Origin of the sequence: Paenibacillus sp. FSL R5-0341 (assembly GCF_037975235.1) — a bacterium.
GTDB lineage: Bacteria > Bacillota > Bacilli > Paenibacillales > Paenibacillaceae > Paenibacillus > Paenibacillus amylolyticus_A.
Window position 1 is genome coordinate 3696821 of record NZ_CP150241.1, and the last position, 12607, is coordinate 3709427.

General features: G+C 44.8%; 10 protein-coding genes. 3 read left to right on the forward strand and 7 right to left on the reverse strand.

The genetic code is table 11. The features are described from left to right. Positions 1 to 105 precede the first annotated feature (105 nt). Together glgA and glgB are read right to left on the reverse strand one after the other, a co-directional pair. Positions 106 to 1548 carry a glycogen synthase GlgA gene (glgA, locus tag MKX75_RS16465; protein ID WP_076331576.1) on the reverse strand — a complete coding sequence of 481 codons (1443 nt, stop codon included), beginning with the start codon at positions 1546 to 1548 and terminating at the stop codon, positions 106 to 108. Next, positions 1545 to 3551: a 1,4-alpha-glucan branching protein GlgB gene (glgB, locus tag MKX75_RS16470; RefSeq protein ID WP_145148363.1), complete on the reverse strand. Its 2007-nt coding sequence runs from the start codon at positions 3549 to 3551 to the stop codon at positions 1545 to 1547. The genes glgA and glgB overlap by 4 nt, the downstream gene beginning before the upstream one ends. A 193-nt stretch (positions 3552 to 3744) precedes the next feature. Between glgB and MKX75_RS16475 the strand changes: the two genes are divergently transcribed. Then, positions 3745 to 4971: a glucose-1-phosphate adenylyltransferase gene (locus tag MKX75_RS16475; protein ID WP_076331574.1), complete on the forward strand. Its 1227-nt coding sequence runs from the start codon at positions 3745 to 3747 to the stop codon at positions 4969 to 4971. Between the two features lie 142 nt (positions 4972 to 5113). Here MKX75_RS16475 and MKX75_RS16480 read toward each other — a convergent pair whose 3' ends face one another. The 5 genes from MKX75_RS16480 to MKX75_RS16500 all read right to left on the reverse strand — a co-directional run bounded on the left by MKX75_RS16480 (position 5114) and on the right by MKX75_RS16500 (position 10645). Then, positions 5114 to 6616 carry a HAMP domain-containing sensor histidine kinase gene (locus MKX75_RS16480; RefSeq protein ID WP_339166037.1) on the reverse strand — a complete coding sequence of 501 codons (1503 nt, stop codon included), beginning with the start codon at positions 6614 to 6616 and terminating at the stop codon, positions 5114 to 5116. After that, entirely contained in the window at positions 6613 to 7311 is a 699-nt protein-coding gene (locus MKX75_RS16485) for a response regulator transcription factor (protein WP_017688086.1), read from the reverse strand. The genes MKX75_RS16480 and MKX75_RS16485 overlap by 4 nt, the downstream gene beginning before the upstream one ends. Continuing rightward, complete coding sequence (locus MKX75_RS16490) at positions 7304 to 8623, reverse strand: hypothetical protein (RefSeq protein WP_076331572.1); 1320 nt, start codon at positions 8621 to 8623, stop codon at positions 7304 to 7306. The genes MKX75_RS16485 and MKX75_RS16490 overlap by 8 nt, the downstream gene beginning before the upstream one ends. Before the next feature lie 22 nt (positions 8624 to 8645). Next, positions 8646 to 9371, reverse strand: coding sequence for an ATP-binding cassette domain-containing protein (locus MKX75_RS16495; RefSeq protein WP_062834868.1), 726 nt, complete (start codon positions 9369 to 9371; stop codon positions 8646 to 8648). A gap of 83 nt (positions 9372 to 9454) precedes the next feature. After that, positions 9455 to 10645, reverse strand: coding sequence for an MFS transporter (locus tag MKX75_RS16500; protein WP_076331571.1), 1191 nt, complete (start codon positions 10643 to 10645; stop codon positions 9455 to 9457). 208 nt (positions 10646 to 10853) lie between these two features. On the opposite strand from MKX75_RS16500, the gene MKX75_RS16505 reads away from it, so the two are divergent. Beyond that, positions 10854 to 11774 (forward strand): helix-turn-helix domain-containing protein, encoded by a 921-nt coding sequence (locus tag MKX75_RS16505; RefSeq protein ID WP_076331570.1) that lies wholly within the window; start codon positions 10854 to 10856, stop codon positions 11772 to 11774. A gap of 49 nt (positions 11775 to 11823) precedes the next feature. Continuing rightward, positions 11824 to 12588 carry an HAD family hydrolase gene (locus MKX75_RS16510; protein ID WP_076331569.1) on the forward strand — a complete coding sequence of 255 codons (765 nt, stop codon included), beginning with the start codon at positions 11824 to 11826 and terminating at the stop codon, positions 12586 to 12588. Positions 12589 to 12607: the final 19 nt, after the last annotated feature.

Genomic DNA, 12607 nt, shown 5'->3' on the forward strand with positions numbered 1-12607 from the left:
CACTTTCAGATAAACGGAGCACGTTCATTCTGAAGTATCGAAGTGTTCTTTGCGTAAAAGCCACAGCATCATATGCTGTGGCTCATTCACGACTGCATTAATTTATTAATTTATAGGTTCAAGTGTAATCCGGCGATAGATATCCATATATTCCTCAGCTGAGACGTTCCAGCTATATTCTCCGCCCATTGCATTCTTCACAATTTTCTTCCAGTGTTCTGGCTGTTTGTAGATTTCCTCCGCACGCCGAATGGTATTCATCATGTCATGTGCGTTAAAACTCGTGAATGAGAAGCCATTCCCTTCTCCGGTAAACTCGTTATAAGCCTGTACGGTATCATTCAGACCACCTGTTTCCCTTACGAGAGGCACACTGCCATAACGCAGAGCCAGTAGCTGACTAATACCACATGGCTCGAACCTGGATGGCATCAGGAAGATATCACTGCCTGCATAGAAACGGCGGGATAACCCATCGTTAAATTTAATCTGAGCAGACATTTTAAGCGGATAACGATTCGCAGCTTCACGGAACCAGTGTTCATATGCCTGCTCCCCTGTTCCCAGTACCGCAAATTGAATGTCATCATAGTACAACAATTCATCCAGGATGCGGCAGACCAGATCAAGCCCCTTGGAGTCCACAAGCCTTGTGACCATGACCATGAGAGGTACATCCGGTCGAACAGGAAGCCCAAGTTCTTTTTGCAGCTCAATTTTATTCTCCGTTTTCTTGGACAGACTTGTTCTGTATTTCACAGGGATTTTGGTGTCTGTCGCCGGGTTGTAGCTCTTGGTATCAATTCCGTTCACAATTCCGCTGAATCGATCTCCAAGAGAACTGAGCAGTCCGTCCAGGCCATATCCGTAATAAGACGTTTGCACTTCCTGTGCGTATGTTGGGCTCACCGTTGTCACATGATCAGCATACACAATACCAGCTTTCAGGAAATTGACATTACCATAATATTCGGCTCCATCCACGGTGAAATATCGATCGTCCAATTCAAGGATTTCACTGAATAACTCATGCGGGAATACCCCTTGGTACAACAAGTTATGTATGGTGAACACCGTACGAATATCACTGTAGAATGGATCGTGTCTGTAATGGGCTTCAAGCACCAAAGGAATCATTCCTGCATGCCAGTCATGACTGTGCAGCACGTCAGGCTTGAACTCAATCTGTGGTAATACTTCAAGAACTGCACGGTTGAAGAAGGCGAAGCGCTCGCCATCATCCATATACCCGTACACCCCGTCACGCCCAAAATAATACTCATTATCCACAAAATAAACTGGAATTCCATCATGAACCAGCATTTCTATCCCGCAATAAGGTCTGCGCCAGCCAAGGGGCACATCCGTTGTGATGACTGGCTGCAATGCGTCTTTATATTCATCGGGGATTCCCTTGTATTTAGGCATAATCACCCGCACATCTGCTCCGCTCTTCTTCAATGCGAAAGGGAGAGCACCGATTACGTCAGCGAGGCCTCCTGTTTTGATAAATGGATGTACTTCAGCAGCAGCAAATAGAATATTCATGCCTTCGTCCTCCTCTTCGGTTTCAGCGTGTTGTTTTCATTCTTATTTTTCGTTTTTGAACTGACGGAAGTAATACTCGCAGGCGATTCATCCGTTTTCCGGCGCGTGTTCTTTTTTAGTATCACGATGCTCAGTGGAGGCAAAATCAATTCGAGACTATGCGGATGCCCATGAAAAGGAATCTTTTCGGTAGGCAGTTGCATATCATTAATTATGCCTGAACCGCCGTAAACGGAATGGTCACTGTTCAGAACTTCGGTATACATACCGGGACGCATGACACCAATCCGGTAACGCTCCCGCTTGACCGGCTGAAAGTTAATGAGCACAAGGAGTGTATCCGCAGGTTTTTTTCCTTTGCGTACATATGAAATGACACTCTGGTCCTGATCATCCGGAGTGATCCATTCATAACCGTCCAAGGAATGATCAAGCTCCCACAAAGCTTTTTCGCTCAAGTACAGGTTAGACAGCTCACGCTCAAACTTATGCAAATTGCGGTGACTGTCATAATCCAGCAAGAACCAATCCAGTTGATCCTCATCTTTCCATTCGATGAACTGGCCAAAGTCTCCCCCCATAAACAACAGCTTTTTTCCTGGGAAAGTCATAAAATAGCCCAGAAAAGCACGCATGCCGGCAAATTTCTGCTCATAGGTTCCTGGCATCTTGTCGAGGAGCGACTTTTTGCCATGAACAACCTCGTCATGAGACAGAGGTAGCACATAATTTTCAGCAAAGGAGTATACGACCGGGAAAGTCAGCAAATGATGTTTGGAAGGACGCTCATGAAAATCAGATTCCATGTAATCAAGCGTATCGTTCATCCAGCCCATGTTCCATTTGTAGTTGAAACCCAGACCACCCTCATCTACAGGTAACGTCACCATTGGCCATGCACTGGATTCTTCAGCCATCATCAATGCATAAGGGAAATACTTGAATACCGTCTCATTCAGCTGCTGCAAAAAGGCTACAGCTTCCTTGTTCTCAAGACCCCCTTCATCATTGGTACGGTATTGTCCTGGTTGCTTTTCAAAATCAAGCCGAAGCATACTCGTAACCGCATCAACACGCAGTCCGTCAAAATGATACATCTCCATCCAATACAATGCATTGGAGATCAGAAAGGAACGAATCTCAGGTTTCGAGTAATCAAAGCTGAGTGTACCCCAGCCTGGTTTCTCCGCTAACATCGGGTCTGCATACTCATATAAAGGTGTTCCATCGAACATACGCAACCCATGAGCATCTTTGGCAAAATGTGCAGGCACCCAATCCAGGAGTACGCCTATTCCAGCCTGATGCAGTGTATCCACAAGATACATCAGATCTTTCGGTTGCCCGTAACGGCTCGTTGGCGCGTAGAATCCTGTGTTCTGGTATCCCCACGAAAGGTCATAGGGATGCTCACTGAGAGGCATCATCTCAACATGTGTATATTTCATTTCTAATAAGTAAGGAACGAGCAAGTCCGCCATCTCGCGATAACTGTAGAGGCTACCATCTTCTTTGCGCTTCCAGGTTCCCATATGCATTTCGTAAATATGTAGAGGTTTGTTATACATGGCACGTTGTTTACGTCTCCAGGCTCCATCATTCCATTTGTAACCTTCGATTGAACTGGTGACAGAGGCTGTCTGAGGTCTAACCTCCGCTTGAAACGCATAAGGGTCCGCTTTGAGCAATTCTGTTCCATCTTCCGTTAATATACGGAACTTGTATAAAGTTCCTTCACTGATTTCCGGAAAAAAACGACTCCAAAATCCTGATTCGGGTATCTTATATAAAGGTTCCTGTTCGCCTTTCCAATCATTACGGTCCAGAGCTAGTCCCACTTCTGCGGCATTTGGTGCCCATACGGTAAAGCGATACCCCTGATGGCCGTCGCAAGTCTCAGGCTGTGCGCCTAACATTCGATAACTGTGATGAAGGTTACCTTCATGAAATAAATAAATATGCTCCGGCAATATGTCCGGGTGTGCTAACGGTTGAATGGCCAAGAGATCACCTTCTTCTCAAGAAAATAGATATAACAGTAACCATTACCCCATTCTAGCCAAGTTGAAAAGAAAAATGCGGTGCATTAGAAAATGTTGTATTTTTTCTGAATTTTTACAGTAACAACAGTTTCATTTGCTCTACTTTGCGTTAATGATGTACTACATTGCACAATATTTTGGGAGGGAAACGATTATGTTTAATAAAGATTGCATCGCTATGCTGTTGGCGGGAGGAGAAGGGAAACGATTAGCCCCTTTAACCTCAAGTATCGCAAAACCCGCTGTACCGTTTGGCGGGCACTACCGAATCATCGATTTTCCTCTCAGTAACTGCGTTAACTCAGGGATCGACACTGTAGGTGTACTAACGCAGTATCAAGCGGAATCATTACATGATCATATCGGTGGAGGAGAACCATGGGGACATGGTCAGTCAAGTGAGGCAGGAATCTCCTTGCTTCCATCTTATCATACAGGAAATGACGAATACTTGGGAACGGCGGATGCTATTTATAAAAATATCGACTATATTGACCAACAAAACCCCGAAAATGTTCTAATTTTGTCGGGTGACCATATTTATCATATGAATTATCGCGAAATGTTGGAGGCTCATCAAGCCAATAATGCCGCAGCAACGATCTCGGTGATGGAAGTTCCATGGGATGAAGCACATCGCTTTGGGATCATGGCTGCGGATGCTGATCTGCGTGTAACCGAGTTTGCCGAAAAACCGGCAGAACCAAAAAGTAATCTGGCTTCAATGGGTATTTACATGTTCAAATGGGAGTATCTGAAGCGCCATCTCTTGGAAGATGCTGCTAATCCTGAATCCAGCCATGACTTCGGTAAAGATGTGATTCCTCAGATGTTGAACGAGAACAATCCCCTCTTTGTCTATAACTTTAATGGTTATTGGAAAGATGTAGGCACGGTTAAGAGCCTTTGGGATGCACATATGGATCTGTTGCACAACGATGAAGACTGGAGTCTTCAAAAAGAAAACTGGCCAATGTTTACTCGCGACTGGCGTTCCAAGCCAAGTGCCTACAAGGCAAGACATACGAAGATTGAACATGTGACTTCCATGATTCATGACTCTTGTGCCATTGAAGGTCATGCCGAACGTTCTGTAATCTTCTGCGGTGCTGAAGTGGGTAAAGGCTCTGAGGTTATAGACAGTGTCGTTATGCCTAACGCACGTGTAGGCCGTGGCGTTCACATCGAACGCGCCATCATTGGTGAAGGTGCGATTATCAAAGACGGTGCAATTGTGAAGGGTACAGCGGATGAAATTGTTGTCGTTGGGCCTAACGAGATTGTTTCTGCCAAGCCGGCTGTCCGCACACAACCTGTTCGTATCTTGAAAGAAGTATATGAAAAAAGTGGGCGCCTGCGTGCTGGTGAACTTTCTTCATAAATAAACATAAACATAACACACAAAAAAGGTGAGCCTTGGATGGCTCACCTTTTTTGTGTGGATTTTGTAAAAACCTTTTACAACCGAATCCGTTTCATAAGTCACTAAAAATGGATTTAGGTAATATGAAATGCATTCAATCTTAAGAATTTTTCAGATCATCTAATTTCACATCGCTTGCTATTCGCTCTTCTGTAACTTCAGCATCACCAGACTGTGTGACAGATTCCTCTGTCCCCATCTCCTCAGCCACAGCGGGTAACGTAACCGTAACGGTTGTCCCCGATCCGAGTTCACTTTGCATCGTGATGGTTCCCTCATGCAGTTCCACCAGTTCCTGCGTAATCGCAAGCCCCAGTCCCGTTCCCCCATTTTGATGATTGACCTGGAAGAAGCGGTCCCGCACTTTAATAAGGTGTTCCTCACTGATTCCGATGCCTGTGTCCTGAACAGCTGCAATAATCTGACCATTCTCCTCTTTGACGGACAAAAAGATCCAGGAATTTTCATGTGAAAATTTGATTGCATTATCCACAACGTTCAGGAAGACTTGTTTTAGTCTGTTGCCGTCTCCATGGACATTATAAGCACGAGTCTCATCCGTTTCCAACTTAAGATGAACCTGTTTTTGTTCCGCTTTGGCCCAGACATTCAACATCGTTTCCTGTACAATTTCACGAATGTTGACGGTTCCTTTGACCAGCTTCATCTGGTTCTGCTGCAATTTGGAGAAATCCAGCATCTCTTCAACAAGTCCAATCAGTCGTTCGGTTTCCTTGGAAATGATACCCATCCCAATTCGGGTTTCTTCCGGATCATAACCGCCTGAGTCAAGTGTCTCACTCCAGCCCTTAATACTGGTCAGGGGTGTTCTTAATTCATGTGAGATCGAAGAGATAAAATCATCCTTGATCTGATTACTGCGCACAATTTCATGTGCCATGAAGTTAAGCGTCGATGCCAGTTCGCCCAGTTCGTGCTTATAGTTTCCCTTAACCCTGACATCGAGCCGTCCCCTAGCCATTTGAGCGGATACTGCAGTGATGTTGTTGATTGGACGCACAATGGAATTCGCCATACCAATACTGATAATTAACACAATCGCAAGCACGGCAACACCGACCGCAGCGGCTAGCAATCCCATATTTAGCAGCTTGGAGTTTACATCCTCGAGTGATGTCAGATATCGAATTACATAAGTATTTTCGCCGCCCAGATCAAACTTGTGTGAAACGGCCATGACGGATTCCCCAGTACCTGGTTGTCTTCCAATCCAGCGTCCCATATCCCCGTTCAAAGCCTGCATAATATCACTGGTTTGCAACACAGCACGGTCAGATTCAAAAGCAGTCGAACTCGCCAATACGCGCCCGTTCAGATCCAAAATTTCCAATTCAGTATTGGACAATGCCAAATTCACAATCAGTCTGGACAGGTTATTTCCGTCCTCCGTGTTATTCTCACGAGCGATTGGCTCGAAAAAGTCCTTTGAATTGGAGATATGGGTACTAATCGTATTGTAGATACTTTCATAATAATACCTTTGTACTGCCAACATAAATACGAATTCGACCAACAGCAGAGCAAGAAAAACTACAAAGAAATAGTGTAGTACGATCTGCCGTGTAATGCCTTTTTTAATCATTGCTCCCGGCCCTTCCATTTGTACCCGTGACCCCATACAGTCTGCAGGTATTCGGGCTCGGAAGGATTGTTCTCAATTTTTTGACGGAGACGACGAATGTTCACATCCACAATTTTGGGATCACCCATGTACTCTTTGCCCCATACGTGATCTAACAACACATCGCGGCTGAGCGGTGTATTTTCTTTTTCCAGGAAAAACTGAATCAAGGAAAACTCCGTTGGAGTTAACTCAATGGCTTCATTCTGTTTTTTGAACTGTTTCGAGATCAGATCCAGTGAAAATGGTCCGGACTGGAACGTAACCTTAGCCGCAGTTTCCCGGTGCACGTTCACACGACGTAACAAAGACTGAATACGCGCAATCAGCTCTGTTGGGCTGAAAGGCTTGCTTACGTGATCATCTGCACCAACGGAGAGTGCATATACTTTATCCTGTTCCTGAACTTTCGCTGTTAAGAAAATAATACCCAGACGTTCATTGGTTTCACGGATTCGGCGACACACTTCGAATCCATCGATACCTGGTACCATGACATCCAGCAGAGCCAGATCAATATCCGGTACCGTTTGCAGTATACGAAGCGCTTCGTGGCCGTCACCCGCTTCAAGCACTTCGAATCCGTTTCTCTTTAGATTAATCACTATAAAACTGCGGATGGATTCTTCATCCTCAAGAATAAGTACTTTACTCATTAAGCTCTCCCTTTCTATTCAGCTGAGAAGTATTACTCAGTGCATCTTTACCCGCCTCTGATTGTGCTACTCGTGAAGCAATAACCCGATCTTTGGTTCGTGTAATTTCCTTCCAGCTTTTACCCTTCTCCTGTTCCCACTTGGAAAGGGTGAAATATTTGATCTCTGCCACGGTTTCGTCCGTATCAATCATTTTAAATCGAATATATTTTTCCTTTTCCGATTTGGTATCAATAGTGATTTTACCGTACCACTCTGGCTTGAGGTTTAGATGAAATAAATCGGCATCATCCCGGAATTGGAATGAGACAAATTTCTTGCCGTCTTTGCCATCCCATTGATAATAGGTATAGAACCACAACCGAGAGTCAAAAACGTAATGCTCCCAACCCTTTGGAGTCTCTTTGAGTCCAAACTCAATAATACCATCATTATCAACATCACCGCTTAAAATTTTGTCATCTCTATACGTTTGATCCGGTGATTTGAAAGCATTGACTAACTTGTTATCCTTAACATACATAATTTGTGAGAAAGAACTCCGATCATCAAGCTCTGCATCCAGTACAATGCCCATTTGTCCTTCTGCGATCTCTCCGCCTAGAGCATTATAAACTTCTTTAACGGTATAATCGGTCTGCACCCGATCAACTTCCTTGAAGCTTCCATCTTCGTACTGGTATAAAGCAATGGTTGCAAAGCCGCTGTTGTTCAGAGAAATGATAACAAAATCACTCTTGCCATCTCCACTCAAATCCAGCGTATTTCCCTGTGCATCATCAATAATATATTGATTATACGGAACTCCACCTAGAACCTGTTCCAGTGCCCCGCCCTTGTACGAATAGGCAGTCAAAGCTTTTTGCTCCTGTAAACTAACCCCAAGGATAATATCGGGATTACCATCATTCGTAATATCCAATACTTTAAAGGATTGCAGCTCATTTCCCGGCACATCAAATGTAAGCTTTTTAACCCATGTGCCCCCCTGCTCTTCCAAAATCATGCCATGGATTCGCACATTTTCATTCGGCGTCTCGTAAAAAACAATCGCTTCCCGAGTGCCATCCCCATTCAGGTCTTCAACTCGAATCATACTGGTATTATTCATGTCCTTGGGACGAATCAATGTGCTCTCTGGTGGCAGTTTTACCTGAACCACGTTGTACAGTTTTTCCTTATCTGTGGACATCATTGGTTTTCTCATCAAACCCTTGGGGTCACTTATGACTGTACATCCGCTTAGAACAGAACCAAGCACAATCGCCATCGTTCCTGCTGCAATGAAGCGTCCCCATCGTGAATTAAACAATCTCATCACTCTTTTCAATAGTTTAAATCTGGTTTTTTTCTTGCTGTGTCAGTCTACGTCCACGAATATCAAAAGCAATCTTGCCATCTGCCAATCCCCAGATCCGTGTGGCATGTTTCTCAGCAAGTTCAATAGGCAGTACTGCAATAACTGTTGCACGTTCTTCTTCACATAATTTACGCAGCGTTTCCAGCACGGAATCCGCTGTGTGAGGATCCAGACCAATCACAGGTTCATCAGCCAAAACCACTTTGGCACCATGAGCAAGCGCTCTTGCAATGGCAACACGTTGCTTCTCACCGCCACTCAGCTTCTCTGCAATCTGATGTGCTTTATCGAGTAATCCCAAGTTTTCGAGATAATCCATCGCACCCATATAATCATCGGAACGTACCATACCGGTTACCATTCTCCATACGGGAGTCTGACCTGATCGTCCGATTAATACATTTTTAAGAGCTGTACGTCTAGGAAATAATTCTGGATTTTGTTCCAAGTATGCCCATTCCCGTTTGATTTTCCGTTTTCCGGACCAGCCTTCTTTCAAAATCTCGGCACCATCCACCGTAAACCGGCCGGAATCCCATTTTTCCATCATGGCCAAACATTTGAGCAACATGCTTTTCCCACTACCGCTTGAGCCAACTACAGCAATCATCTCACCTTGTTGCATATCAAATCGAATATCCCGTAGAACGGGAACGCGGTCCACGCCAACGGATTTACTCAAGTTCTCTACTCTGATCATCGCGATGTCTCCTCTTGTCCATGTTTTTCCCTACCACTAGTGTACTCGGAAATGGACATCAATTTCCATGCGAACACCAGCTTCTATTTTAACACAGATTCGAACTCAGGTTTACGACGAAATAATATACCGGCCGCTCCGAAAAGAAGGTACATGATTCCCAGCAACGTGAACATGCTTCCGGGTGAAATCCAGTTGATCATCTGACCACCCAGATTCGGTCCAATAATGCTTCCAATCGTGAAATGAAAGGACGCCACGACGTTGGCTGCAGGCAGCAACACTTTAGGCAGGATATCTGCGGCATAAGCAAGCCCCAGTGAGAAAAATGAACCGACCAGGCCACCTGCGATCGTCAACAATACAAGCGTCCACCAAAAATGCGTACCTGCGACTGGAACCAGCATGAAGATAATTCCCCCGCTGATCCCCGCAAACATTAAAACTTTCTTTCGCCCATATCGGTCACTCAACATACCCAGAGGTAATTGAAGGAACAAACCTCCAATTCCGATAAAAGGAAGCAACGAGGAAATCTGATTGGTGTCGAATCCAATACGCAAGCCGTATACGGGGAAGTTACTATTCATACCGGCCTCCATATATCCGTATAAAAGTGCAGGTAACAGTGCATACCAAGCCCATGCCAGACTACGACGGAAGCGACGTTCGGGCAGATGGCCATGTTCTGCTTTTTCCGGCTTCGTATCCGGAAGCTTCATTAATACTAGTAAAAGAACTGCGGCAATACATACGAACAACACCCAGAAAGGCACAGCATCGCCGAATCCAAGCAGCTTGATGCCCAGTGGACCAATGCTGAATCCCAGACCATAAGACATGCCATATAGCGATATGTAGCGTCCACGCTTTTCAGGTGCAGTGACAAGCAGCACCCAGAGCTGAGCCGCATAATGAAGTGCGCTGTCTCCTATTCCAACGACCAGACGCAAAATGAACCATATTTTAATATCTGGTAAGTACGGAAACAATATTAAAGGGACCATGACCAATATCAGGCCACCCACAATTAGCTTTTTGAACCCTAGTGCTCCCAATAGTCGCTCCGCAACTAGAGTCATGGCAAAAGAGCCAATGTACAACGCGGCGGCGTTTAATCCGTTTAAACCTGGTGAAACCCCTTTTTGCTCCAAAAAAATCGAAAGCACAGGCAGCAGAAGCCCCTGACTAATTCCCGCTACCACAATAACCGTAATCAAAATAAGATAATTGGCTGTCGAGTGTGATAGTTTGGGACGAGTAATCGATGACACGAATTCATTCCTCCTGCGAGCACACAAAGAAAAATCGCCATCGCTGACGACTTTCGTATGGTATACATATAGTTTTAAACTGCTATTCATGGATCGGGGCTTTGCCCCGGACTTGAACATTATAGTGGACAACGCCCTGCAAAACAAGCCATAATAGTACTTAAGTCGCTGCGTACATTTAGATGTGACGGGAGGATTCTGCAACATTATGGCTTATCATGTTAAAATTGATGTTTCACCGATATATGAAATGCTCAACAGCTTTCTAGTTTATGTCACGAAAAAATGGATTCAGCATCTGGATATTGGTCCTGAATGGATTCTGGAAGTGGAAGGCAAACTAAGCTCCAATGTTCGAGCTGCGCTCGCACCTGCTGCCACTTGGCCTTTTGATGATTTTGATGTCTTGTTTGCATGGGCAGCCTATCAAAATGATACATCGGAGAATCGTGATTTTCTGGACATGCTTGCCGGAATGACAGCGGAAGACCTGTATGCAAGGGTCTCTCCCCTTTTGCCCGCTCTTACAATAGAAGAATCTACGCGCATTCGGAACAGTTATGTCCCATTATTGCGACTATGGGATGAACACTACTGTCAGAATATGAGTGAAGATCAGCGCGTATGGCTGGAAGAAGATGCCGAAGAAAAACGCATTTTGCTTGATAAAATGGGCCCTGAACTTCTTATTGAATACGCTACAGCCGGCGTTCTTGTTGAACCGATGCCTGGACTGAACGAAGTCATCCTCTTCCCAACGGTGCACAATCGTCCTATTAATATGTACTGCTTCTATGAGGGTATGATGATTATGCAGTATCCCGTAGATGCACCTGAAGAGAATGAAGACCAGCCGCCAACATGTCTTTTACGTTTCACCCATGCACTGGCTGATCCCGAAAGACTTCGCCTGCTTCGTTACGTATCGGATGAACCCAAATCCCTCGCTGAGATGTGTGAAGCATTGAGTAAAGACGAAGACACGGTCAAAGATCAGGTGATGGCGCTTCGTATCGCAGGCCTGCTACGCACTCATCTGCTCGGAAGTAACCGTAAAGAGAAATACAGTATTCGGCCAGATGGCGTATCTGAATTGAATATGTTCCTGGAATCCTATATTCGCATATAATTTAGTTGAACCATTGTGGAGTTGCTGGCTACAAGGAGTGAGTTAGAACATGAAAATAATGAAACAACATATTTTGTTTGACCTTGATGATACACTCGTATATTGCAACAAGTATTTCAACCTGATTTTGGGGGAATTCTTCGAAAATATGCAGGAGTGGTTTGATGGACATTCTCTGACAACGCAAGAGATCCGCGAAAAACAGCTGGAGATCGATGTCACAGGAGTGAACAAACTTGGCTTTGCAAGTCATCATTTCCCGCAATCCCTGATTGATACCTATCGGTATTTCTCAGGTAAGTTCTCCAGATTAACTTCTCCCAGAGAAGAGTCCTATCTGAGCAAGTTGGGCATGAGTGTGTACGATCAGGAGGTTGAACCCTACCCTCATATGGTTGAAACGCTTGAGAACCTCAAAGGTGCTGGACATTCCCTCTACTTATATACGGGCGGCGAAACCGTGATTCAACAGCGCAAGATTGATCAGATGAAACTCTCGGCTTATTTTGATGATCGGATCTATATCCGCCAACACAAAAACATCGAGGCACTGGAAGGCATTTTGTCTAACGGTCCATTTGATCGCCGTGCAACATGGATGATTGGCAACTCATTACGGACAGATATTATGCCTGCCGTAAAAGCCGGAATTCATAGCATATATATCAAACAGCCAAATGAATGGCAGTACAACATCGTAGAACTTCAACCTAATCCGGAAACGTCGATGTATACCATCACTGCACTGGAAGAGGTTCCGAAAGTTATACACGAAAATATACAACAGCAGCAACAGAAAAGGACCCTTGGTTAAGGGTCCTTTTCTGTATGTT

What these genes read in the sequence shown, in the direction of transcription:
- glgA (WP_076331576.1), bottom strand. Translation starts at nt 1,548, where the DNA reads ATGAATATTCTATTTGCTGCTGCTGAAGTACATCCATTTATCAAAACA.
- MKX75_RS16475 (WP_076331574.1), top strand. Translation starts at nt 3,745, where the DNA reads ATGTTTAATAAAGATTGCATCGCTATGCTGTTGGCGGGAGGAGAAGGG.
- MKX75_RS16480 (WP_339166037.1), bottom strand. Translation starts at nt 6,616, where the DNA reads ATGATTAAAAAAGGCATTACACGGCAGATCGTACTACACTATTTCTTT.
- MKX75_RS16485 (WP_017688086.1), bottom strand. Translation starts at nt 7,311, where the DNA reads ATGAGTAAAGTACTTATTCTTGAGGATGAAGAATCCATCCGCAGTTTT.
- MKX75_RS16495 (WP_062834868.1), bottom strand. Translation starts at nt 9,371, where the DNA reads ATGATCAGAGTAGAGAACTTGAGTAAATCCGTTGGCGTGGACCGCGTT.
- MKX75_RS16505 (WP_076331570.1), top strand. Translation starts at nt 10,854, where the DNA reads ATGGCTTATCATGTTAAAATTGATGTTTCACCGATATATGAAATGCTC.
- MKX75_RS16510 (WP_076331569.1), top strand. Translation starts at nt 11,824, where the DNA reads ATGAAAATAATGAAACAACATATTTTGTTTGACCTTGATGATACACTC.